A 24,379-nucleotide genomic window follows, 5' to 3' on the forward strand; every position below is an offset into this window, starting at 1 on the left:
CGGACCTCTAGAAACCGGGCAGGCCGGGAATGCCGCCGCCGAGTCCACCCGCGAGCGGACCGAGCTTCTCGGAAGCGATTTCCTGAGCTTTCGCAGATGCGTCGGCCACCGCAGCGACGACGAGATCTTGCAGGGTCTCGATGTCCTCCGGGTCGACGACCTTCGGATCGATCCGGACAGCGACGACCTCTCCGGTGCCCTTCACGGTTGCGGTCACGAGGCCACCGCCGGCCTGGCCGGTGACCTCGGCCTGCGCCATCTCGTTCTGCGCGGTCATGAGCTGTTGCTGCATCTGCTGGGCTTGGGCGAGGAGTTGCTGCATGTCGGGCATACCACCGGGTTGCACGGGCACGTCCTTCCTGTGTTGGACCCTATGTTCTCGACCCGGCGTGTTCGACCGCGTGTGTTCGACAACAGAGGTATCGACTACCGAGGTTTCTGTCTACTCAGATCGTCTACCTGGCTTTTCGACTGCCAGGTTAGTCGCACGCCGGCCCGGCCGGCATGCACGCAACAGTCAGTCGACGGTGTTCTTCAGATTTTCGAGAACCTGCTGCTGGATCTTGCGCAGGCCGATCGGCGCGAACGTCTTCTCGAAGAACCCGCCGATGCCGCCCGCGCCGTTCCACTGGGTGAGGGACACGACCGTCGATCCGGTGCCGTTGGGGACCACACTCCACGTGGTGACGAGCGACGAGTTCGCGTCGGTCTCCGTGATCGTGGAGCCGGAGACCGTTACCTTCGCCTGCACGTCGCGCACCCGCTTCTCGGTGGCCTGGAGCAGCCAGTGCACGATCGTGCCGTCTCCCTGCCCACCGGAGATCACGCGGTAGTCCCGGTAGTGGTCGGAGAGGATGCGCGGGCGCACGGTCTCGTAGTCGGCAAGTGCCTCGAGCACCTTCTCCGGTGCCGCTGCCAACTGGATCGAGCTGCTTGCACTGACCTGTGCCACGGTGGACTCCTCTGTAACTGTCGATTCGATTCTCCGGTTCGAGCCGGTGCGGCTCGCCACGCTCCCTACATCCTGCCTGCCGGTATCAGGACGTGGGTGTCCGGCAGGGCTATTGTGGATTGGACCACTGGTGCGCTGCTGCAGGGGAGTCGAATGCTGAGAACGTCACGAAGTGTCGGGCCGTACGGAGACTCGATTCACCGCGAAGGTGTGCAACGTCTGCTGCACTCGTATCGCACCATCCCCGCCGATGCGCCGGTGCGACTCGCCAAGAAGACCTCGAACCTGTTCCGGGCCCGCGCCGAGATCGATTCGCCGGGCCTCGACGTGTCGGGGCTCGGTGGCGTCATCTCCGTCGACGAGCAGGCACGCACAGCCGATGTCGCCGGAATGTGCACGTACGAAGACCTCGTCGACGCGACACTCCCGTACGGACTCGCGCCACTGGTCGTGCCGCAGCTCAAGACGATCACCCTCGGCGGAGCAGTCACCGGACTCGGCATCGAATCCACCTCGTTCCGCAACGGATTACCGCACGAGGCGGTCCTCGAGATGGACATCCTCACCGGCAACGGCGAGATCATCACCGCCACACCGGACGGCGAACACGCCGACCTGTTCCGCGGCTTCCCGAACTCGTACGGCTCGCTGGGATATGCGACGCGGCTACGGATCGAACTCGAACCGGTGAAGCCGTTCGTCGCATTGCGCCACCTGCGGTTCACCTCGCTGGTCGACCTCCAGTCGACGCTCGACCGGATCACCGCCGAACGCGTGTACGCCGGAATCGCCGTGGACTACGTCGACGGAGTCGTGTTCTCGGCCGACGAAAGCTACCTCACTCTCGGCATCCAGACCGTCGAGGCCGGGCCGGTGTCCGACTACACCGACAGGAACATCTTCTACCAGTCGATCCGGCACCAGTCGGTCAACCATCCCAAGACCGACCGCCTCACCATCCGCGACTACCTGTGGCGCTGGGACACCGACTGGTTCTGGTGCTCCCGCGCCTTCGGAGCCCAAAATCCTCGTATCCGGAGGTTGTGGCCGAAGAAACTGCTGCGCAGCAGCTTCTACTGGAAGCTCATCGCGCTCGACCACAAGTACTCGATCGCGGATCGCATCGAGGCACGCAAGGGAAACCCACCGCGAGAACGCGTCGTCCAGGACATCGAGGTCCCCATCGAACGAACCCACGAGTTCATGCAGTGGTTCCTCGACGAGATTCCTATCGAGCCGATCTGGCTGTGCCCCCTGCGACTACGCGATCAGTCCGCGTCGTACGACCCCCGTCGCCCATGGCCGTTGTATCCACTCGAACCGAAACGCACCTACGTCAACATCGGTTTCTGGTCGTCGGTGCCGGTTGTCCGCGGCGAGGTCGAAGGCGCCGCAAACCGCCGCATCGAGCGTAAGGTGGCGGAACTCGACGGTCACAAGTCGCTGTATTCCGATTCTTACTACAGCCGTGACGAATTCGAGAAGCTCTACTACGGCGAGGGGGAATACCCCGCGCTCAAGGATAAATACGATCCCGGGTCCCGCTTGACGGACCTGTTCGCGAAGGCGGTGCAACGACATTGACCACATTCAAAGCGGAACCCTCCGGGCGCCAGACCGACAGACTCAACCTCGCTCAGATCGTCGAGATCGCAACAGGCGGTCAGATGCCGCTGCGGTTCAGCGCATACGACGGTTCGACGACGGGCCCCGCCGACGCCCAGTTCGGACTCAATCTGACGGCCCCCGAAGGCGCTACCTACATCGTCACCGCCCCGGGCGACCTCGGTATGGCGCGCGCGTACGTCTCGGGCACGCTCGAGGCCGAGGGGGTGCACCCCGCCGATCCGTACCCCTTGCTCAAGGCACTCGGCGGCGTGCACTTCGAGCGTCCGCCGGCACGGACTCTCGCGCAGATCGTGCGGTCACTGGGCCCCGACCTGATCAGGCCGATCGCCCCTCCGCCGCAGGAGCATCTCCCCCGCTGGCGCCGTGTCGCCGAAGGCTTTCGCCATTCGAAGGCACGCGACGCCGAGGTGATCCATCACCACTACGACGTATCGAACAAGTTCTACGAGTACGTTCTCGGTCCGTCCATGACGTACACGTGCGCGGTGTTCGAGTCGGAGAATCAAAGTCTCGAGGACGCCCAGGAGAACAAGTACCGCCTCGTCTTCGAGAAGCTTCGGTTGAAGCCCGGAGATCGCCTGCTCGACATCGGCTGCGGCTGGGGCGGCATGGTGCGCTACGCCGCCCGCCGGGGCGTGAAGGCCATCGGCGCGACCCTGTCGAAAGAACAGGCGGAGTGGGCGCAGAAGGCCATTGCCGAAGAAGGTCTCGGCGACCTCGCCGAGGTGCGGCACTCCGACTATCGCGACGTGTCGGAAACCGGGTTCGACGCGATCTCGTCGATCGGCCTGACCGAGCACATCGGCGCTGCGAACTACCCGTCGTACTTCCGGTTCCTGCACGACAAACTCCGCGTCGGCGGTCTGCTGCTCAATCACAGCATCACTCGCCCGCACAACCGCGGACGGATGAAGGCAGGCGGCTTCATCGACCGCTACGTATTCCCCGACGGGGAGCTCACCGGATCGGGTCGGCTCATCTCGGAGGCCCAGAACATCGGCTTCGAGGTGATGCACGAGGAGAACCTGCGCCAGCACTACGCCCTGACATTGAAGGCATGGTGCGAGAACCTCGAGGAGCACTGGGATTCAGCACTTTCCGAGGTCGACGAGGCAACTGCTCGTCTGTGGGGTCTGTACATGGCGGGGTCGCGGGTGGGCTTCGAGACCAATGGTGTCCAGCTCCACCAGATTCTCGGTGTGAAACTGGGTGAGGACCAGGCGCCCCAGGTCCCCTTACGTCCCTGGTGGGTCGCGTAGGCGGCTCCGCCACCCGTGCGCGGTCTTGGTAGTGGAAGCTACCAAAACCGCGCACAGCGGTCGCAGGGGTTCGGGACATGTCGCTCCCATCCCAAGCGGGTGAGCACAGTCGCCACTTCTCTCGCCACCTCGCACGGGGAGCGCGTGACTTCTTCGTACCCGAAGACCAGCCGCGCTCTGCCTGCCAACTCGGCCGCATTGTCGCGGCGACGGTCTCGGAAGGCGACCTCCCGCATCGAATGCACGCGGCGACCGTCCAGTCGAACGGTCAGCGGAAGGCCACTCCCGTCGTATACGCAATCCTCGTACAGCGTCCGGCCATCGACCACGATCGGCTCTTGTCGTGTGGCCGACGGCAGGCCGTGAGCTTTCTCGACGTCCACTGCGTAGTGATATTCGAGTACCGACTGGACACCATCTGCCAGCAACGCGACCGCACCTTCGAGCGCTCGCCGATACCGGTACGGCGGTCGCTCTTCGAGGCGCCTACGCACGTCGAGCAACCGGATGCTTCCGTTCGTGACCGTCGCGATCAACGAGAAGTACGCGTCGTGCGCGGTCGCCTGCGCCGTCGCGAGGTCGAGAGCCGTGTCGGCTTTCGTCGTGCACGGTGGGCGGCGGTCGACCGCGATGTGTGCGTGTGCTCGGGACCTGTGCACCACGACCCCGGGATGCACCACTGAATTCGGGTGCGGTACCGGAAGGTTCGATTTTGCTCCCGCTCGCCTGATCGTGGGTCTCTGCGATAGGGCCGATCGTCCCACCGGCACCGTGATATGCACCGGTTCGGTGTCGTCGATCGGACTCATCCCCCATTCTTCTGCAGCCGTTCGGTGACTGAGTATCGCCGCGTCACCTCCGTAGAGGAGGGCCGCCTCGAGGATCATGCTCCTCGTGAGCGGCCCGTTCGTCGCGGAATAGACTCCCTGCAGCACACGTTGCCAGCGTCCGGTGTCGAGCAGATGGCGGACGCGCCCGCGCCCGACGCCGAGGGAGGTGAGCCGCGTCTGCGTCACCAGTCCTGAGCGGTCGTCGAACAGTTCCTGCAGTTCTCGTGATTCCCCGTTGTCCCCCATGCAACGATGATGTAGCACCCACGCACGACAGGGGCCCTCGAACACGTTCGAGGGCCCCTGTCTGTGGATAAATCGTGCGTGGTTTCGGTAGTGCGTGCTACCAGAACCACGCACGGGCGCGCTAGCGCAGGCTCGCAGGCGGTGTGAAACGCTCGCCGTACTTGGCGGCGAGTTCCTCGGCCCGCTTCACGAAACCTTCCTTACCACCCGGGTATCCGACGATGTACTGCGCGACACCACCGGTCCAGGCCGGGAAGCCGATACCGAGGATCGAGCCGATGTTGGCGTCGGCGGTCGTGGTGAGCACGCCCTCGTCGAAGCATTTCTGGGTCTCGATGGCCTCGGCGAACAGCATGCGGTCGATCAGATCCTGCACCGGCACATCGAGGGTCGCCACGGTCTTGTAGTGATCGCGCACGCCCTGCCAGATGCCCAGACGCTTGCCGTTCTCGTCGTACTCGTAGAAACCGGCCTTCTCGAGACGACCCGGACGACCGGCCTCGACCATGAAGTCGACGACGTCGATCGCGGGGTGGCGAGTGGTGCCGAGCTTGGTGTCGCCCTGCGCCGCAGCCTCCGCGGTCTCCTTCGCAATCTTCTGCATGAGCTTCATGTTCAGCTCGTCGGTCAACTGCAGCGGCGGCGCCGGGTATCCCGCCTGCGAGCCGGCCTGCTCGATCGTCGCGGGCTCGATGCCCTCGCCGAGCATCGCGATGGCCTCGTTCACGAACGTGCCGATCACGCGCGAGGTGAAGAAGCCGCGGCTGTCGTTGACCACGATCGGGGTCTTGCGGATCGCGAGCGTGTAATCGAACACGCGGGCCAGCGCCTCATCGGAGGTCTTCTCACCCTTGATGATCTCGACCAGCGGCATCTTGTCGACCGGCGAGAAGAAGTGGATACCGATGAAGTCCTCGGGACGCTTCACGCCCGTCGCGAGACCCGTGATCGGCAGCGTCGACGTGTTGGAACCGAGCAGCGCGTCGGGCTCGACGACGTCTTCGATCTCCTGGAACACCTTGTGCTTGAGCTCGGTGTTCTCGAAGACGGCCTCGATGACGAAGTCGACGCCCGACAGATCTGCGGCGTCGGCGGTCGGGTGGATTCGATCCAGAAGCGCCTTCGACTTCTCCTCGGTGGTCTTGCCACGCGAGAGCGCCTTCTCCTCGATCTTGACCGAGTAGTTCTTGCCGCGCTCTGCGGCCTCGGCGGTGACGTCCTTGAGCACGACGTCGAACCCGGCCTTCGCCGACACGTATGCGATGCCGGCGCCCATCATGCCCGCACCGAGCACGCCGACCTTCTTGATCTCGCGCTTCGGCACATCCTTCGGACGCGACGCGCCCGAGCTGATGGACTGCATGTCGAAGAAGAACGCCTGAATCATGTTCTTCGCGACCTGGCCGGTGGCGAGCTCGGTGAAGTACCGAGACTCGATGGTCGACGCATTGTCGAAATCGACCTGCGCGCCTTCGACGGCTGCGGACATGATCGCACGCGGAGCCGGCATCGGGGCACCCTTGAGCTGCTTGCGCAGGTTTGCGGGGAAGGCCGGGAGGTTCGCCGCGAACGCAGGCGACGACGGGGTACCACCGGGGATCTTGTAGCCCTTGGTGTCCCACGGCTGCACGCCACCCTCGGGGTTGGCCTTGATCCAGGCCTTGGCGGCAGGGACGAGCTCCTCGATGCTGCCGACGACCTCGTGGACGAGACCGAGCTCCTTGGCCTTGACCGCGTTGTACTTGTTGCCCTGCAGCAGAACCGAGAGCAGAGCGGTCTGCAGGCCGAGCAGACGAACGGTGCGGGTGACACCTCCGCCTCCGGGCAGCAGACCGAGGCTCGCCTCGGGCAGGCCGATCTGGATGCCCTTGACATCGGCAGCAATACGGTGGTGGGTCGCGAGTGCGATCTCCAGGCCACCGCCGAGCGCTGCACCGTTGATGGCGGCCACGACCGGCTTACCGAGGGTTTCGAGGCGACGCAGGTCGGACTTGATGTCCTCGACCTCGTTGAACGCGGCTTGCGCGTCGCCGGGTCCGATCTCGATGATGTTGCGCAGGTCGCCGCCGGCGAAGAAGGTCTTCTTCGCAGAGGTGATGACGACACCGCTGAGGGAGTCCTTCTCGGCGACGAGACGATCGACGGTCGCCTTCATCGACGCCTTGTAGAGCGCGTTCATCGTGTTCGCGCCCTGGTTGGGGTCGTCGAGCGTGAGGACGACGATGCCGTCGGCGTCCTGATCCCAGGAAATCATGTTGTCGGTCACTGTATTTCGGATCCTTCCGGTATCAGACGCGCTCGATGATGGTGGCCACGCCCATGCCGCCACCGACGCAAAGGGTGAGCAGGGCACGACGCAGGCCGCGACGCTCGAGCTCGTCGACCATCGTGCCGAGGATCATGGCACCGGTCGCCCCGAGCGGGTGACCCATGGCGATGGCGCCACCATTGACGTTGAGCTTCTCGTCCGGGATGTTCAGGTCCTTCTGGAACTTCAGGACGACCGAGGCGAAGGCCTCGTTGATCTCGAACAGGTCGATGTCGTCGACCGTCAGGCCCGCGGTGGCGAGAACCTTCTTCGTCGCCGGCGTCGGGCCGGTGAGCATGATTGTCGAGTCGGCACCCGAGGTGGCGGTCGCGACGACGCGTGCACGCGGGGTCAGGCCGAGGTCGTTACCGACCTTCTCGGTGCCGACGAGTACCAGCGCGGCGCCGTCGACGATGCCCGAGCTGTTGCCGCCATGGTGGACGTGGTTGATCTTCTCCACGAAGTGGAACTTCTGCAGGGCAACGGCGTCGAATCCGCCGACCTCACCGACCGTGGCAAACGACGGCTTCAGGCCTGCCAGACCCGCGAGAGTCGTGTCGGGACGCATGTGCTCGTCCTGGTCGAGGATCGTCAGGCCGTTCTGGTCCTTCACGGGGACGACGGACTTGGCGAAGTATCCACCCGACCACGCAGCGGCGGCGAGCTGCTGCGAACGCAGAGCATAGGCGTCGACATCCTCGCGGGAGAAGCCCTCGATCGTCGCGATGAGATCGGCGCCGACACCCTGGGGCACGAAGTAGGTGTCGTAGTTGGTGGCCGGGTCCAGGCCCCACGGGCCGCCGTCGGAGCCCATCGGCACACGCGACATGGACTCGACGCCACCGGCGATGACGAGCTCGTCCCAGCCTGATCGCACCTTCTGTGCTGCGGTGTTCACAGCCTCGAGGCCGGACGCGCAGAAGCGATTGATCTGGATTCCGCCGACGGTGTCGGGCAGTCCGGCCGCGGTGGCGGCGGCGCGGGCCATGTCCGCGCCCTGGTCGCCCACCGGACCGACGATGCCGAGGATCAGGTCGGAGATGCGATCCTCGTCGAGATCGGGGAAGCGGACACGCAGCTCGTCGATCAGGCCGGTAACCAGGGAGATCGGCTTGACGGAGTGCAGCGAGCCGTTCTTCTTGCCGCGGCCGCGGGGGGTTCGGATGGCTTCATAGATGAATGCCTCGGTGGTCACAGTGCGCAGGTTCCTTCCCGTGCTGACGGTGTGGTGACGCGACATCACATGGGGACGTCCGCGCCCAACCTTCCGATTCCACCGTAAGAGCGCATCTCGGCCGCGATAAGGACCGAACCGATCGGGCTCCGTGACCGAACCGACCCGGGCGGAGGCGCTCCACTACACATTCTTCTGCGCTTCACGTCGCGTTGACCTGCCGAAATAGGAGAACTTGCGAGAATCTCGAGTTCGACGGGAACTTTTCGCCCCGCCCACGCCTCATATCACCGACACACACGAACGCCCCGTCACCGGCATCCGAACGTACCGATGGAAAGCGAGCACACCATGACCAGCGGATTCTTCTCCAACACCTCGGCCAACTCCGCCACCGAGTCCACCGACAGCACCCGCTCCGACGCCGGCTTCGGTGCCGCATCGTCCGCGGAGACCGCAGAGTCGACCGACAGCACCCGCTCGGACGCATCGTTCGGCTCGACCGCATCCTCCGCAGACTCCGCGGCCGCCGCGAGCGACCGCGCCGACTCGTCCTACGGCTCCAACTCCTCGTACGACAGCGACTCCTCGTTCGGATCGTCCTCGGCCAGCGACCAGGGCTCCGTGAGCTACGAGTCGTACGAGCGTTACGAGCGCTACGACTCGTCGGGGTCGAGCAGCTCCGACTCGTCGTACGGATCGGCTAGCGACAGCGGCTCGTCTGCCTCGGTCGGTGCGTCCTCCTCGGCGTCCGACTCGCGCAACAGCGCTTCGTCGTCCGACTCCGCCAACGCCGGAATCTCCTCCTCGGCCACTGATTCCACCGACCGCTCCGCATCGTTCGACACCGGTGTCGCCGGTTCGAACTCGTCGGCCTCCGACTCGAGCGAACGCGCCGCATCGTCCGGCTCGAGCGAGACGGGTGCGGTCACGTCGGGCAACTCCGGGTCCGCGACTTCCGGCGCATCCGGCTCCGAGCCGGTGGTCCTCGACGAGTACTCGGGCTCGGACGGCTCGCACTACGTCGACTACGACACCAACGGCGACGGCGTGGTGGATCTGACCACCGTCGACCTCGACGGCGACGGCCGCATCGATGCCAACATCACCGACAGCGACGGCGACGGCGTGCTCGACCAGATCTCGCTGGACACCGACGGCGACGGACTGGTCGACATCTCCGCAGTCGACTCCGATGGCGACGGCAGCCTCGATATCGCCGCGATCGATGCCGACGGAGACGGCGAGGTCGACGCCGTGGTCGATCTGCACACCGGTGCGGTGGACTACGACGGTGACGGTGTCGCCGACGACTACATCGATGTCAGCGAGTTCGACTCCGGCAGCAGCTCGGAGTACAACACCGACCTCGCCTGATCGCCCATGACGACCGATGATGCAGGTACGCCTCCGATCGCCGATCGGATCGACGACCTGATCACCGCGGCCGACGTGGCGGCAGAGGGCGACGAGCGCACCGACATCATCGACCGACTCGCCGGGTTGGGGGTCGACCGCGTGACCGCTCCGGCGGGCACGCCGTTCGACCCCACCCTCCACCGCGCGATCGAGGTGGTGCCCGCAACGTGCGAGACGGACGTGAACACGATCGAGGCGACCGTCCGAGCAGGCTGGCGACACCGCGGCCATATGATCCGCTACGTCGAAGTGAAGGTGCGTGTGCACCGATGATCATGAGGGAGAGTTACCGATGAGCTGGGTCCTAGCGGTCGACTTCGGCACGTCCAACACCGCCGCAGCGCACCGTATCGGACCCGACCGGGTCGAGACACTTCCGCTGACGCACACGGGCAACGCCCTGTCGTCGTCGGTATTCGTCGGTCAGAATGCGATGTCGACCGGGGATGTGGCGCTCAACCAGGCGTCGCTCGACCCCGCCGGATTCGTGGTCGCACCGAAGTCACTCGTGGTCGCAGGCTCGATCGTCGTCCGAGACCGGGAGGTTCCCGTCTCGTCGATCATCGCGGCCGTGCTGCGCACCGTGTACGGACAGGCACTCCAACGCCACAACAACGAACCGCCGGCGGAGGTCGTGCTCACACACCCCGAGGCATGGTCGTCACGAGAACTGTCGGTGCTGCGAGAGGCCGCGTCGATCGCAGGGCTCGGCGGGAGCGTCTCGCTGATCTCCGAGCCTCGCGCAGCGGCGTTCTACTACTCACGTCAGCACGACGCGAAAATCGTGAAGGGCTCGACGATCGCCGTGTTCGACTTCGGTGGCGGAACGCTCGACGTGGCCGTCCTCACCGCAACGAACGAGTGGACCTTCGAGGTTCTGCGTGCCGGTGGCGACAATGCACTCGGCGGCAAGAGCCTCGACGGTGCGATCGCACGGTGGGTCGAACAGCATCTGGCCGAGGAGAACCCGCAGCTCGCAGCGTGGCTGCGCACACCGGACGGTCTCGAGACCCGCCGGACCCTCGACGACCAGATCCGTAAGGCGAAGGAACTCCTCTCCGAAGCTCCGTCGGCAACGATCCGGGTCCGGGGCAACGGGTCGGACATGACCCTGACCCTCACCCGGGACGAATTCGAGCAGCTGATCGAACCGCAGATCACCCGTGCCGTCCACCTCGCCCGCGGAGTGTTGCGCGACGCCGGTATCGGTGGCGGCGGCCTGCAGGCGTTGTACCTGACCGGCGGATCGTCCCGAATCCCTTACGTGCACCGTAGGCTGGCCGAGCTCGGACCGATCGCCACACTCGACGACCCGAAAACCGTCGTAGCGAAGGGCGCCGCCGGGTTCGTCGCCGGTGGTCGTGTCACCGACCCGCCCGCGATGGTCGACACCGAGGTGCTCGAGCGGAGGCGTTCCCGGAACGCCACGTCGGCTCCCCCGCCGAGGGCTGCGGCGTTCGTCGAACCGAATACCTCTTCGTCGACGTCGACGCGCAACAACCGGAGGGTGATGGTGCTCGCCGGAGGAGCTGTGGCAGCCGTGCTCATCGCGGCGGCGGGCTTCTATTACGGAACCCAGGACGATGCCCAGGCCGCAGAAGCAACCGCGACAACCACCGAAGCCGCGGCCGCACCGGACAACGGCGGTAAACCGCCCGCCACGCCGGACTCGAGCTACGTCAGCGAGACCTACGACGACGTCACCGCGCTGCTTCCACGAAAGCTCATCGACGCGAGCAGCGAATGCAACAAATCGGGATTCAGTACCCAGGGAGCCCTGCAGGTGCGTTGCCTGGTCAATCCCGATTCCTCACTAGGAAAAGCGATCGGTATGGACCAGCACGACTACGAAGCGGTCACCGCGTGGCGCGACGACCAATACGCGCGCTCGAACTTCATACGCCTCCGCGACAGCAACGACGGCAACACCAAGATCGTCTCGTCGGACAACAACCGAATCATCGATCAGGGCCAGGACGGCACGTACTTCACCGCCATCGACCGATCGACGGGACTGCTCGTCCAGTTCTCTGCCGACTCCATCGAACAGGGAATGACACTCCTCACCGAAATCGGTTTCACCCCAGCCTGATCCATCCTGCCCCATCCTCACGACACCCTGCCGCGACTGCAGGACAAGGAGTATCACCCCAGCATGCGTACCTCACGCGTCTTTCTCGCCACCACGGCAGTCTCCCTCGCTCTGGCCGGCTGCAGCAGCACCGCCGACGGTGCTGCCATCGCCGAAGGCACCGCGACCGGAACCAACAGCTCCACAGGAACATTCGACAGCACCGCACTCGACAGTGGCGACTACAACGTCGAACCACGCGACTTCATGGCCGAAGGCCAGTCGGCCGGGGACTTCGGCCCCGCAGTCGAGGGTCAGCGCATGGCCGAGTTCGTGATCCACCCCTACGCCATCGACCCCACCCTCACGGACGGTGGCGGCATGGCAACGGGAGTCGGCGTCGGCGGAATCGGTAAGGTCCTGAGCGGTGGCGGTGCCGATGACGTGGCCAAATCATTCGGCGTCATCACCGGTTTCGGCAGCTTCAGCAGTACACCCGACGACTCCCGCCAGCTCGGTGTCGCTGTGTGGCGCTTCCCCGACGCGGACAGTGCCGCCCAGGCCGCTGCCGCCCTGCACGACAATGCACTTGCCCCGGACGACGTCGGATTGGCCTCGGGCCCACAGACACCGACATCGATTCCGCAGCTGCCCGATACACTCGCGACGACCTATCACTGGGACGGCATCGACACCGCAAGCATGTCGACCTTCACCGCGCGGGGACCGCACGTCGTCTACACCTACACCTCCGCCGACGACAACGACGTCGAGTGGAACTCCGACACCACGACGCGCGCCGTCGAAGCGCAACTTCCGCTGATCGAGCAGTTCCCGTTCTCACCGACCGACGAGATCGAGTCGCTCCCGGTGGATCTCGACAAGGTTCTCGCACGCGCGGTCGGTTTCACCGAGAACGAGTACGCCAGGAATTCCGACACGGCCGTCTACGGACCGCTCGGGTGGCTGCACTTCGATTCGCATCCCGCCGATACCGCCGAACTCTTCGAAGCCACGGGAACCGATCGCATTGCTCTGGCCAATTCGACCGTCTACCGCACCAGCGGGCCCGAGTCCGCCCGGGAATTGCGCGACGCGTTTCTCGAGCAGACCCTCGAAACATATCCCGATCTGGTCGATGAGCCTGCACCGCAGGATATTCCCGACACAGTCTGCAGGGCCGGTGACACCGCTCAGGGCAGGTTGATGGACTGCATGATGACATACGGTCCGTACGTCGCTCAGATCGTGGGACACCGGTCCGTCGGGAACACCGACCCCGATTCGGACACCCTGCGGACGGTGCCGCAGCGGGTGGCCGCCCAGTACAAGAAGTTCGTCCGGGCAGAGGAGATGGGGCTCGGCGAGAACTGAGCCGCAACCCGGCCCGGCATCTCCCGTCAGTTGGTGGGAGGGCCGGGCATACCGCTCGGCGGTGTTCCTCCCGGGGGCATTCCACCGGGCGGCATTCCACCGGGCGGCATTCCACCCGGCATGTTTCCGCCCGTGGGCTCCGTGGTCGTATCGACACCGACAGCAAGAACGACGTGGTATCCGTTGGTGATGTCGCCGGTGACCGTGCCGAGTTGGCTCGCACCGCCGTCGTCGCCGAAGACGTTGTCGGTCTCGAGGGTGAGCGCCGCCAGATTGGCAACCGACGCCTCATAACCCGGTGTGGCGTAGACCGCTTCGCTCACGTCCTGCGGGAGAGCCACCTGAGAGGTGGCGATGGCATTGGTCGAGTCGGTGATGGATGCCTCGTCCGGGTACACCTCGAAGTGGATGTGGGGCCACCGGCCGGGATAGGCCGCAGGGAAGATACTGGTGAACCGCACCTTTCCGTCAGCGTCCGCGATCTGCACGCCGCGCAGGTAGTTCTCCTCGGTGATGCCCTCCGAGTACAACGAGTAGCCGCCTTCGCGGTTGCAGTGCCACACGTACACCGCCGTCCCGACGAAGGGAACTCCTCCCGCCGCCAGGTCGGCGATGGACAACTCGAGCGTCATCGGGATCCCCTCGGCCGTCGCGGATGCGTCACCGAAGCTCGAACGGATGTCACTGCGCACGATCCCGCTCTGTTCGAGCACGTCCGGGCCGTTGGATCCGTCACCCGGGTAGGGCCCGGCCGTCTCGTCGGGGATCTCCGTGAGGCCGGAGGCCGCAGCCGTCGTCGACGTCGCGGATGCGGTAGTGCCGCTGTTCCCGCCCCCGCACGCAGCCAGGCCCACCGTTGCGGCACCCAACCCGAAGAACGTGAGCATCTTGCGTCGGCTCAGCAAGGTACCGACGTCGAACGCCAAGCCCTGGTCGACGATCTCGTCGTGTGGCCTGGGCAGGCTGCGCCCTTCGTATGTGTCCTGGTGGGTGTTCGAGGACTGTTTCCTCACCATGTCTCCTTCCCGTGCACCGACCGAGGGTCGCCGCAGATCACCACCCAGTCTGAGGCGGCACGCAGTGACTCCGCTGCGGTATTGCTGGGAGTTCGCTGTGAATCGCGGCTTCTCGCTCAGCGGGAGTGCCCGGCCCTGAACACGGCGACTCCCCACAGAATCGCCGGACAGGCACATCAGATCCCAAGGAGCCCCGAATGACCTCGATCGGCCACCCCGAATCCCACCGATTCGCAAACAAGGTCGTGTTCATCACCGGGGCAGCGCGCGGACAGGGTCGCGCCGAAGCAGTCCGGTTCGCGCAGGAAGGCGCCGACATCATCGCCGTCGACGCGTGCATCGAGTTCTCGTCGACCGCGTATGCCGGGGCCACGCGCGACGATCTCGACGAGACCGTCCGTCTGGTGGAGGCGACCGGGCGACGCATCGCCGCCACCGTCGCCGACGTGCGCGACTTCGATGCACTCTCGCAGGCTCTCGCAGCGGGGGTCGACGCATTCGGGCGGCTCGACGTCGTCATCGCCAACGCCGGCATCTGCTCGGGCGGGCTGTCGTGGGAGATCACCCTCGAACAGTGGAAAGAGACCGTCGATGTGAACCTGACCGGTGTGTTCCACACTGCGAAGGCCGCAGTACCTCACCTGCTCGCGACGGGCGACGGCGGCTCGATCGTGTTCACCAGCTCGGTGTCGGGAATCAAGGGCACCCCGTTCACGGGGCACTACGCCGCGACGAAGCACGGAATCGTCGGTCTCGCGAAGACCATGGCCAACGAGCTTGGCGAGCATCGCATCCGGGTCAACACCGTTCATCCCGCCGGGGTCGAGACAGGTATGACCGTCTCGGATCTGCATCCGCTGATCGCGGAATACGGCTCCACGCTCGGCCCTATCTACATGAATTCGCTGCCATATCAGATTCTTCAGGCCGACGACGTCGCCTCGGTGGTTGCGTGGGTCTGCTCCGACGAGGCCAAGTACATCACCGGTGCGCAGGTGCCGATCGATCTCGGCAACCTCATCCGCTGAATCGGCTGAGCGGAAGCTCACGCAGGTAGCGGAATGTTCTGCAGTCGCAGCTGACCGCGAGCGAGAACCTTGTCGGTCTCGGTATCGCTGATGATCACCTGCCACAGTTGCTGTGTGCGGCCCTGCTGGATCGGCTCGGCGACCACCGCTGCGCGGCATCCCTTGCTGGACCGGAGGAAGTCGGTGGCGTTGTGCACACCGACGGCGAATTGACCGCGGTCGACGACTGCGGCGCTGGCTCCGATGCTGCCCGCGCTCTCCACGATCGTGGCGTAGACACCGCCGTGCACGACGCCCCACGGGGTGAGGTGGTCTTCGCCGAGTTCGACGTATCCGGACACTCGCGTCGGTGTCGCCTCCTCGACGACGAATCCGCTCGCGGCGACGAATCGGCTCGCAGCCGCGAGCGATGCGTCCGGTACCGCCGCAGTTCCGTTGGTGTCCGACATGGGTTCTCCTCACTCCACCGCTGGCTTCTCAAATCACAGTTAGCCAGGAGTAGAGCTGCCTGTCAAGGACACACTCAGCTAGGCTCGTCGTATGCAGTGGCTCGACTACAGCACCGACAACTGCTCGGTTCAGCGAACGATGAACATCATCGGCGAGAAGTGGACGATGCTCGTCCTTCGCGAGGTCTTCAACGGCGTGCGGAGATTCGAGCAGATGCGCCGGCACACGGGCATCTCCGAACCGGTCCTGTCTGCGCGACTGCGCACTCTCGTCGACGCGGGCGTGCTCGACACCGTGCCCTACCAGGAGTCGGGACACCGGACCCGTCACGAATACCGGCTCACCGACAAGGGCCGGGATCTGTATCCGATCCTCATCGCGCTACTGCAGTGGGGCGACCGGTACTGCGCCGACCCGGAAGGGCCGGCCCTCACGGTGCGGCACCACGACTGTGGTGAGTCCATCGCGGCAGTCGTGCGCTGCGAGGCGGGCCATCGAGTCGAGCCGCGCGACGCGGACGTACTCCCCGGCCCCGGCGCGCAGCGAGCGGACTGACCGCTACTTCTCGTCGATCGGCCGAGCGCCCAGCACGTCCTTGAGCAATTCCATCGCCACTTCCTCGGGGTCGCGACGGGTCGACGGGTCTGCCGGCGTCGCGGCTTCGGCGAACATCTCGTCGACGTCCTCCTGCGAGATCGCCGACGGGTCCGGTGGCGGCGCATCGTAATTCGAATCCGGACCGGGGTCGTCGGGCAGATCTGGGCCGTCGGGCGGCGGAATGTCGTCGTACTCGGAACGCGACTGCGGCGCTGCACCCTCGCCGTTGCCGGGAGACGACGATGCATCCGGTGCGGGCGCCCGCTTGGCCTGGCTGGGCCGCGAGAACCGCGGCTGCCCGGTGGGGCGCGACTGTTTCGGTGCCGCAGCAGCTTTTGCCGATGCAGGTGCGGCAGACCCGTGGACACACGTGACCTCGAAATCGGCACCGAACAATTCGCGGAGCGCATCGGCGATCACGGTCGCGTTGCGCGGCTCGGCGAGTCGCTTGACCAGCGGCGCCGAATCGTGAACCAGGACAACCCGGGTGCCATCGACTTCGCGGACCGTGGCACCGGACAGCATGACCTCCACGGTCTTGCTGCGGGCACGCACCTTGGCACGAACCTCGGACCACACCCCACGGATCCCGGCGGCGTCGGGCCCCGACGCCGCGGCAGGTTCCGGCTCGGGCTCGGGCTCAGGAGCCACCGGCTCGGGCTCGGGTGTCGGCTCAGGCTCCAGGGCCACCGGCTCAGGCTCGGGAGCCGGTTGCGGCACCGCAGGTGGAGGAGGCGGCGTCTCAGCACGCGGCTCGGGAGCCCGAACAGGCTCCGGCGCCGGCGGCTCGGATTCCGGGGACGGCGGGACGGCCGCCTCGCTCGGTGCCGGATCGGCTGCACGGCGCTGGGACGGACGCTGGAAACGCGCTGCCGGTTCGTCGGGCGCGATCGGAGCGGCGGCAGGTTCCGGCGCTGCCGGAGCCGGAGCCGAGGCGGAACTCGCTGCCGCCACCGCTACGCCGTTCGCGGCCTGGCCCGGGACGAATCCCTGCTCGAGCCGCTCCAGCCGCTGGAGTACCGCGGATTCCGCGTCGGATGCCGAGGGGAGCAGCATCCGAGCGCACATCACCTCGAGCAACAGGCGCGGTGCCGTCGCGCCGCGCATCTCGCCGAGCCCGGCATGGATGATCTCCGCGTAGCGGGTGAGCGTGGCCGGGCCGAGCCGCGAGGCCTCGTCACGCATGCGCTCGAGCACATCGCCGGGAGCATCGACGAGTCCGCGGTCTGCGGCATCCGGCACGTTGCGCATGAGAATGAGGTCGCGGAGACGTTCCAGGAGGTCGATCGCGAAGCGACGCGGATCGTGTCCGGCGTCCATGACCTTCTCGATAGTGCCGAAGAGCGCGGCACCATCGCCGGCCGCCAGTGCGTCGACGGCTTCGTCGATCAGCGCGACATCGGTGACTCCGAGCAGCGACAGGGCGCGCGGATAGGTGACACCCTCGGGCCCCGCCCCCGCGAGGAGCTGGTCCATGACGGACAGCGAATCTCGGGGCGAACCGCCGCCGGCACGGATGACCAGCGGATACACCGTGTCCTCGACCGGCACGTTCTCCTGGACACAGATCTTCTCGAGAAGACCTCGCATCGTGGCGGGAGGGAGCAACCGGAACGGGTAGTGATGCGTTCGCGACCGAATGGTGGGGAGCACCTTCTCCGGTTCGGTGGTCGCGAACACGAAGATCAGGTGTTCCGGTGGCTCCTCCACGATCTTGAGCAGGGCGTTGAATCCCTGCGTGGTGACCATGTGTGCCTCGTCGATGATGAAGATCCGGTACCGGGACTCGGCCGGTGCATAGAACGCTCGATCGCGTAGCTCGCGGGTGTCGTCGACGCCGCCGTGGCTGGCCGCGTCGAGTTCGGTGACGTCGAGGTTGCCTCCCCCGCCGGGGCCGAGCGACACGCACGATCGGCACTCCCCACACGGCGTCGAGGTGGGGCCCTGTTCACAGTTGAGCGACCGGGCGAGGATGCGCGCCGACGACGTCTTACCGCAGCCGCGCGGACCCGAGAACAGATATGCGTGGTTGATACGCCCCGTGTCGAGAGCCGTACTGAGGGGCGCGGTGACATGCTCCTGCCCCACCACCTCGGCGAAGGTCGCGGGTCGATACTTCCGGTACAGGGCCACGCGCCGAGAGTACCGGCGCGCGCCGACAACATTCGAACGGCGCCTTTCTTGACAAACGATATATCGTGAAATATCGTGACTGCATCAACAACGATAAGGAGTTCGCACCATGCGAAACACACGACAGATGCGCGGCGGACGCCGCGCCCACGCCATCAATCAGTTCTTCACCGAGGGCCCGTTCCTGGGCGAAGATCCCCGACGCGGGGGGCCGTTCCCGGGCGACGACCCGCGACGCAGCGGCGGTCCCTTCGGTGACGGCCCGCACAGCAGAGGTCACCGCGGTGGCCCCATGCATCGCGGCGGACGCCGAGGACGCGCACAGCGAGGCGATGTCCGCGCGGCCGTCCTGCAACTGCTCGCCGACGAACCCATGCACGGGTACCAGTTGATGCAGGCGATCGCCGACCGCACCGGCGGAGCCTGGAAACCCAGCCCCGGAGCGATCTACCCGACCATCTCGCAGCTCGAGGACGAAGGACTCGTCCGCGTCGAGAAGGACGCCGGACGCAAACTGGTGTCACTGACCGACGAGGGGCGCGCCCACCTCGACGATCCCGCCAACGAGCAGACCGATCCGTTCGCAGGGCATTCCGCCGACGGAAACAGCACCGACCTGCGGGGAGCACTCCGCGACCTGCAGACCGCAGCACGTGTGGTCGCCGTCAGCGGCACCGACGCCCAGATCACCGCGGCACACAAGGTACTCGCCGAGGCACGCAAGTCGCTGTACCTGCTGCTCGCCGAGGACACCGATCCGGCACCCGACGCGACCGATCAGATCTGACGGCCGGTCACCGGTGGGCGAGGGCCTCACGCGCCAGCCCCACCCGCGATCGAAGCCCGAGTTTCGCGAGCGCGTGCGACACGTGGGTCTGCACCGTCCTCGGTGACACCCGGAGCCGCGCCGCGATCTGCGGACCGGTCAACCCCTCCCCGACCAGGATCGCGACCCGTCTCTCCGCCGCCGTCAACGACTCCCAGCCGGTCTGCGCGGTTCTGCGCGACCCGACGGCGCCGAGCGACACACCGCACTCACGCACTCTGCTCGCGATCCGATCCGCGACGGTGCGCGCTCCGAGGTGTACCGCAAGGTCGTGAGCACGACGAGCATGGACATGCGCCTGCTCGCGCTTCGCCGAAGCTGCCGCAGCACACGCCGCCTCTTCCAGCGCCGCCAACTCCGCAACGGCGTCGCCCCCCGCAGCGAATGTGTCGGCGACCTCGGCCAGACCCACAGGGTCCTCTTTGCTCAATGCCTCGACGAACTCGACGGCCGGCGCGATCGCCGGCGACCGGGTCGACCGCATCTCCTGGAAAACTTCGTAGACCTGCGCGCACAGGCCCCGGTCAAAGGTCTGCACGGCAATCCGGGCGATGTGCGGACCGAATCGGAGCGCCCACACCAGCCGCCCGCCATCCACCGCAAGACGCCACGCCTGTGCGGCGCTCTCTCCGGCTCGCTCGTGTTCGCCGAGCGCACTCCACAATTCCGCACGGACGTAGTCGATATCGGGAAGCCCGAACATCCGTGGACTGTTCTCCGCCTCCCACATCTGCAATCGTCGCTCGGCGGATTCGAGATCGCCCCGGTGCACATCGACCAGCGCAGCGGTCGCCACAGCCCACGATGTCCAACCGGAATCCGTCTGTGCGGCAACGACGAGCGCATCGTCGCACGCGGCAACCGCCTCGTCCCACCGCCCCAGCGTGAACAGAGTCGACGCCGTGACCGAGTGGTGTAGCGGCAGCAGCCACATCTCTGCCATCGTGTGTGCGCGGCGCGGCACAGGCGTCCGTCGCGCCAACGCCACGATCGGCCCGTGCGCGTAGAGCGCTGCCCACATCGCCCACGCTCCGGCCACAGACGTCTCGCGATCGAGCACGCCGTGTCCGCTCGCCGCCTGTTCCCCGCGTTCGAACCATTCGAGCCCGAGGGTGGCGTCCCCGGAAAGCACTGCGTGGACTCCCGGCACGATCGTGTCGAGGCCGAAGTCTGCCAACTCCTGGTCGGCGGCCGGTGGAACCGGCGCGTCGCCCGGAAGCGGCCCGACGCCCCCGATCAGAGCCAGCCACTCGCGGTATTGCTCGAACCACCCGTGTGCCTCCGGCGGCAACGGCAATCGGAGCAGCTCGTCGATCGAGGCTCGGGCACGAGGCACGTCGCCGAGCACAGTGCGGGACGTCAACGACACCACCAGGGCGAATGTGCGTTCGTCACGTTCGGTCTCGAGCACACCGTCGGCGAGTTCTGCTGCCGCACGGAATCGGCCGGACTCCGCGAGCACGGCGGCACGCGCAAGGGGCGGGTTGCCGCGAACGGTGGCCGCCAATTCACCGGAATCGAAGACCCCGAATACCTGTACCGAACTGGGCTGACGACTCGGCACGAATGTGCCGGGTGCGTCGGCCCGTTCGCGATGAGCCGACAACCGTGCGGCGGGCCCACCACCTCGGGCCAGTGCTTCCGCGACGGCGTGATGCAGCAGTCTGCGCATGCCGGGTGCAACGGTGTCGTACGCGATCTGCCGATAGGCGGGTGCGACGAAGTCGAGATCGCCGTCGTCCGACCAACGCAACACTCCCGCGTCGACGGCGGCGGCGACCGCACCCGCGCACCGGGCCGGTGCCTCCCCACCGATGTCCGCGAGTTCCTCGACGCCCATCGGACCGTCCGCAACAGCCAACACCTGCACGAGGTCACGCACCCGTGGCGAGAGGCGTGAGAGGTGGGATCGGATACTCCGCCCGAGCTGGCCGGACAGTTCCGCATCGGTTCCGCGAAGTGTGATGAGGCCGGATCCGGTGTCGACGGCGGTGTGCTCGCGGCGCGCGAGCAGGTCGAGCAGCTGCCCGACGTGGAGCGGATTGCCACCGGCCTGGCCGAGATACCGGATCAGGTCGGGAGCGGGATCGCCACCGAGATGCCGGCGAACGACGGCGGCCACCTCGTCGGAGTCCAGCGGAGTGAGCTCGACCGTCCGTGCGTGAGGTTGCGCGGCGAACATCGTCAGCGCCGCCCGTTCCGGCACCCGGCGGTACGCGAGCATCACCGCGAGCGGCAGTCGAGCCGAGACCGCACTGATCCTGTGCAGCAGAGTCAAGGACTCGCCGTCGGCGAGATGCGCGTCGTCGACGACGAGCACGACGGGGCCGTCGGCGTAGAGGCTGTCGATGTCGTATCTGCCGATCTCGCGGTCCGGTGTCACACCGGTACACCTCGCGAACAGGCGACCGGCAACGGAGAACGGGACAGGTGAATCCACTTCGTCCGCCGTGGTTGCAACGACACGGATATCGTCCAGCGAGTCGGCGACCTCGCGCAAGACAGTGGTCTTGCCCAGTCCGACCGAACCGATCAGTGCGATCGCGCCGTGTTCGGTACACCGGACGTATCGGCGGACGTCGGCCGTGAGGGCTCGGACCAGACCGCCGCGATGTGTCCGACCTTCCGCCATGAGGTCAAGATTAGGTCGGTTATGTCCGTTCGGACGCCGATACGGCAGAACCACCTACGTCGTTCGACGGATGTCTGGGGCACGTCGAGGCGCGACGATGGGTACATCGCACACATGCTTTCGGCGCAATCGACGCCGGACCGGACCCTCAGGACCGACTATGACCTACAGAAGGATTCTCCTCGGGTGCGCGGCGGCCGCGACCGTCGTCCCCCTCGTATCGGCCGGCATCGCGAATGCGATGGGAGGGAACGACCCTCGGGACGTGTACATCAACTCGGACCAGAATTCGATCACCGCACACATCGGCCAGGATCAGGGCATCACCGATTGCAAGCTGGTGGCACAGGGCCCGGCGTCCTCGGACATCCACGAGACGGAGTGGACGAGCGATGAGTGGATCACCCTCTGGGTCCCGGAGAACAGGTATACCGCGACGGTGCTGTGCAGGTGGGACGCGACCGGCCCCGACGGGTGGATCGTCCGTCAGGAAGCGGTGAACACCCCTCCCCTGCTGCACGAGAGCGCGATCGACCTCATCGAGAGAGGCTTCGCCTGAGGATTCCCCCGCCAGCGCCGATCGGCGGCATCGCCCCCGACTCCGAGCGAACGGGCCTCGAACCCCGACCGGATGTCCGTTCGCTCGGAACCCACCGTGTTCCGTACCGCCTCCAGGAACGACCAGAGAAGAGCAGATCATGACAACGTTCCGGAAGATTCTCGGATACTCGGTCGCGACGGTCGCGACCGTTCCTCTCGTGCTCGCCGGGTCCGGCGTCGCACAGGCAATGGGGCCACAGCTGCCGGGCTCCGTGTACTTCACCAGCACGTCGAACTCGATCACCGCCCACATCGATGCGAGCCGTGGCATCACCTGGTGCGCGCTGTTCCCCGACAGCGGGAATCTCGGCCCGATACCGGCCTCGGAATGGACAGACGCCCCGACGATCACCATGTATGTGGAACCGGGCACCTACACGGTCGCCTTGTACTGCGACCCGGACATGACCAACGTCAAGCAGGAGCAGGTGAACGTGCCACCTTCACTGATCGACCAGTTGATCGACCTGCTGGAAACCGGTTCGAGCTGAGCCGACGTTCTCAGGGTGTATCGACGAGGGTGAAGCCCGCGCCGACTCCTCCCTGCGCGTCGATCTCCTCGACGATCCGATCCGCCCGCTGGTAGGCCGCGAGCCCTCGGCCGGTCGGTCGGTACCCGACGGAGAGCCCGATCCACTCGCCGGTGTCGGCCCGGGCCAACGGGCCTCCCGAATCCCCCGGCTTCATCAGCAGTGCGGACGACATCAGGTTCGAGTCGACGAGCACGTCACCGGAGGTACAGGCCACCCCGTTGGTACGGCCCGCGGCGCACTGCACTCCGACGGCGCTGCCACCAGGTTGCAGCGATCCGATGGATTCGAGGACGACTCGCTCTCCACGGTCGTTCGGCAGCGAGGTGTTCGAGCCGCGTACCTTCGTCTCGTCGAGCAGGAGGACGGCGTAGTCGGGTGCTTCGTCGGTGGGGAAGCCGATGGGGTCCACCGAGCCGGTGCTCGCGACATCGGTCTCGATGCCCACCGGTCCGCGGTGCTGCTCACCGACCTTCCAGATCTGCGACGAACCGTCCTGGCGGCAATGACCGGCGGTGATGGCCACAAGCCGGTGCGCGTCGTCGCGACCCACGGCGGCGACGGAACACCAGCCGGGCACCGGCTCTGCGGAGAACGTGATCCCATCGCCCGGCCGAAGGACGACGCGGTCGTCTCCCCCTCCGGCGGCGGCGATCCCCGGCGTGGCCAGTACAAACGCAAAAGTTGCAGCCGACAGCGCGAAGCCGCGCCTCACTTCTTTCCGGCCTTGGCAGCGGCTTTCTCCGCCTTCTTGAATTCTCGTACCTCGTGCAGCGACTGCGAATCGACGACATCGGCGATCGAACGGCGGGCACCCTCGTCGCCGTACGCCCCCGCGGCCTCGCGCCAGCCCTCGGGCTGCACACCCCGTTGCTTCCCGAGCAGTGCGAGGAAGATCCGAGCCTTCTGGGCGCCGTACCCGGGCAGCGCCTCGAGCCGCTTCAGCACTTCCTTGCCGTCGGGGTCGCCCGCCGTCCAGATCGAGGCGGTGTCGCCGTCGTAGTCTTCGATGATCGCGGCGCACAGTGCCTGGATGCGCTGGCCCATCGATTTCGGGAACCGGTGCACCGCGGGTGGCCGAGAACACACCTCGATGAACTCGTCGGGGTCCGCTTCCGCGATCCGGTGCACGTCGAGTCCGCCGAGCCGATCAGCGATCTTCTTCGGGCCCGCAAACGCCGTCTCCATCGGTACCTGCTGGTCGAGCAGCATTCCGATCAGGAGCGCGAGCGGACTCTCGGAAAGCAATGCGTCTGCATCCGGATCCCCGACCAGGTTCAGCGTCGTTGCCATGGGTCGATCATG

The 24,379-nt window shown here is 66.2% G+C and carries 22 protein-coding genes; 11 read left to right on the top strand and 11 right to left on the bottom strand.

All coding sequences use genetic code 11. The features are described 5' to 3' along the window. Positions 1-7: 7 nt before the first annotated feature. Positions 8-331, bottom strand: coding sequence for a YbaB/EbfC family nucleoid-associated protein (locus EV641_RS23415; RefSeq protein ID WP_054713262.1), 324 nt, complete (start codon positions 329-331; stop codon positions 8-10). A 186-nt stretch (positions 332-517) separates the two neighbouring features. After that, entirely contained in the window at positions 518-952 is a 435-nt protein-coding gene (locus tag EV641_RS23420; protein WP_132474963.1) for an SRPBCC family protein, read from the bottom strand. A 153-nt stretch (positions 953-1,105) separates the two neighbouring features. Here EV641_RS23420 and EV641_RS23425 point away from each other — a divergent pair, with 153 nt between their 5' ends. Both EV641_RS23425 and EV641_RS23430 read left to right on the top strand, forming a co-directional pair. Further along, complete coding sequence (locus tag EV641_RS23425; RefSeq protein ID WP_132474965.1) at positions 1,106-2,536, top strand: FAD-binding oxidoreductase; 1,431 nt, start codon at positions 1,106-1,108, stop codon at positions 2,534-2,536. Next, positions 2,533-3,840, top strand: a complete 1,308-nt coding sequence (locus tag EV641_RS23430) for a class I SAM-dependent methyltransferase (protein WP_199233365.1) — start codon at positions 2,533-2,535, stop codon at positions 3,838-3,840. The genes EV641_RS23425 and EV641_RS23430 overlap by 4 nt, the downstream gene beginning before the upstream one ends. A 38-nt stretch (positions 3,841-3,878) precedes the next feature. Here the strand turns inward: EV641_RS23430 and EV641_RS23435 are convergent, their stop codons facing one another. The 3 genes from EV641_RS23435 to EV641_RS23445 all read right to left on the bottom strand — a co-directional run bounded on the left by EV641_RS23435 (position 3,879) and on the right by EV641_RS23445 (position 8,419). Continuing rightward, positions 3,879-4,916: a type IV toxin-antitoxin system AbiEi family antitoxin domain-containing protein gene (locus tag EV641_RS23435; protein WP_132474967.1), complete on the bottom strand. Its 1,038-nt coding sequence runs from the start codon at positions 4,914-4,916 to the stop codon at positions 3,879-3,881. Positions 4,917-5,037: 121 nt separating this feature from the next. Further along, positions 5,038-7,170 (bottom strand): 3-hydroxyacyl-CoA dehydrogenase NAD-binding domain-containing protein, encoded by a 2,133-nt coding sequence (locus EV641_RS23440; protein WP_277874523.1) that lies wholly within the window; start codon positions 7,168-7,170, stop codon positions 5,038-5,040. A 34-nt stretch (positions 7,171-7,204) separates the two neighbouring features. Beyond that, positions 7,205-8,419, bottom strand: coding sequence for an acetyl-CoA C-acetyltransferase (locus EV641_RS23445; protein ID WP_132474971.1), 1,215 nt, complete (start codon positions 8,417-8,419; stop codon positions 7,205-7,207). 330 nt (positions 8,420-8,749) lie between these two features. Here EV641_RS23445 and EV641_RS29940 point away from each other — a divergent pair, with 330 nt between their 5' ends. From EV641_RS29940 to EV641_RS23465, 4 genes are all read left to right on the top strand, one after another. Further along, positions 8,750-9,775: a hypothetical protein gene (locus tag EV641_RS29940; protein ID WP_241997415.1), complete on the top strand. Its 1,026-nt coding sequence runs from the start codon at positions 8,750-8,752 to the stop codon at positions 9,773-9,775. Positions 9,776-9,781: 6 nt separating this feature from the next. Then, positions 9,782-10,090, top strand: coding sequence for a nucleotide exchange factor GrpE (gene grpE / locus EV641_RS23455; protein WP_054716499.1), 309 nt, complete (start codon positions 9,782-9,784; stop codon positions 10,088-10,090). A gap of 19 nt (positions 10,091-10,109) precedes the next feature. After that, a complete protein-coding gene (locus EV641_RS23460; protein ID WP_132474973.1) occupies positions 10,110-11,909 on the top strand; it encodes an Hsp70 family protein in 1,800 nt (599 codons plus the stop codon). 63 nt (positions 11,910-11,972) lie between these two features. Then, positions 11,973-13,262: a hypothetical protein gene (locus EV641_RS23465; protein WP_132474975.1), complete on the top strand. Its 1,290-nt coding sequence runs from the start codon at positions 11,973-11,975 to the stop codon at positions 13,260-13,262. Between the two features lie 26 nt (positions 13,263-13,288). Here EV641_RS23465 and EV641_RS23470 read toward each other — a convergent pair whose 3' ends face one another. Continuing rightward, entirely contained in the window at positions 13,289-14,278 is a 990-nt protein-coding gene (locus EV641_RS23470; RefSeq protein WP_132474977.1) for an intradiol ring-cleavage dioxygenase, read from the bottom strand. Positions 14,279-14,475: 197 nt separating this feature from the next. On the opposite strand from EV641_RS23470, the gene EV641_RS23475 reads away from it, so the two are divergent. Then, entirely contained in the window at positions 14,476-15,306 is an 831-nt protein-coding gene (locus EV641_RS23475; protein WP_132474979.1) for a mycofactocin-coupled SDR family oxidoreductase, read from the top strand. A 17-nt stretch (positions 15,307-15,323) separates the two neighbouring features. On the opposite strand, the gene EV641_RS23480 is transcribed toward EV641_RS23475, so the two are convergent. Beyond that, positions 15,324-15,755, bottom strand: coding sequence for a PaaI family thioesterase (locus EV641_RS23480; RefSeq protein ID WP_054716491.1), 432 nt, complete (start codon positions 15,753-15,755; stop codon positions 15,324-15,326). Between the two features lie 91 nt (positions 15,756-15,846). Here EV641_RS23480 and EV641_RS23485 point away from each other — a divergent pair, with 91 nt between their 5' ends. Beyond that, the gene (locus EV641_RS23485; protein WP_132474981.1) at positions 15,847-16,311 is read left to right on the top strand and encodes a helix-turn-helix domain-containing protein; all 465 of its coding nucleotides are present in this window, start codon (positions 15,847-15,849) and stop codon (positions 16,309-16,311) included. Positions 16,312-16,314: 3 nt separating this feature from the next. Here EV641_RS23485 and EV641_RS23490 read toward each other — a convergent pair whose 3' ends face one another. Further along, on the bottom strand, positions 16,315-18,486 hold the full coding sequence (locus EV641_RS23490) for a DNA polymerase III subunit gamma and tau (protein ID WP_132474983.1): 2,172 nt from the start codon (positions 18,484-18,486) through the stop codon (positions 16,315-16,317). 109 nt (positions 18,487-18,595) lie between these two features. On the opposite strand from EV641_RS23490, the gene EV641_RS23495 reads away from it, so the two are divergent. After that, positions 18,596-19,273, top strand: coding sequence for a PadR family transcriptional regulator (locus EV641_RS23495; protein WP_241997416.1), 678 nt, complete (start codon positions 18,596-18,598; stop codon positions 19,271-19,273). Between the two features lie 7 nt (positions 19,274-19,280). Here EV641_RS23495 and EV641_RS23500 read toward each other — a convergent pair whose 3' ends face one another. Next, positions 19,281-21,944, bottom strand: coding sequence for a LuxR family transcriptional regulator (locus EV641_RS23500; protein WP_132474985.1), 2,664 nt, complete (start codon positions 21,942-21,944; stop codon positions 19,281-19,283). A gap of 160 nt (positions 21,945-22,104) precedes the next feature. Here EV641_RS23500 and EV641_RS23505 point away from each other — a divergent pair, with 160 nt between their 5' ends. Together EV641_RS23505 and EV641_RS23510 are read left to right on the top strand one after the other, a co-directional pair. Next, positions 22,105-22,503: a hypothetical protein gene (locus EV641_RS23505; RefSeq protein WP_054718481.1), complete on the top strand. Its 399-nt coding sequence runs from the start codon at positions 22,105-22,107 to the stop codon at positions 22,501-22,503. 139 nt (positions 22,504-22,642) lie between these two features. Next, positions 22,643-23,035 carry a hypothetical protein gene (locus EV641_RS23510; protein ID WP_054718478.1) on the top strand — a complete coding sequence of 131 codons (393 nt, stop codon included), beginning with the start codon at positions 22,643-22,645 and terminating at the stop codon, positions 23,033-23,035. Between the two features lie 10 nt (positions 23,036-23,045). Here the strand turns inward: EV641_RS23510 and EV641_RS23515 are convergent, their stop codons facing one another. Next, complete coding sequence (locus tag EV641_RS23515; RefSeq protein WP_054718475.1) at positions 23,046-23,789, bottom strand: hypothetical protein; 744 nt, start codon at positions 23,787-23,789, stop codon at positions 23,046-23,048. Next, positions 23,786-24,367: an HhH-GPD-type base excision DNA repair protein gene (locus EV641_RS23520; RefSeq protein WP_054718472.1), complete on the bottom strand. Its 582-nt coding sequence runs from the start codon at positions 24,365-24,367 to the stop codon at positions 23,786-23,788. The genes EV641_RS23515 and EV641_RS23520 overlap by 4 nt, the downstream gene beginning before the upstream one ends. Positions 24,368-24,379 lie beyond the last annotated feature (12 nt).

The sequence above is a fragment of the Rhodococcus sp. SMB37 genome (assembly GCF_004345605.1).
Classification (GTDB): Bacteria; Actinomycetota; Actinomycetes; order Mycobacteriales; family Mycobacteriaceae; genus Rhodococcus.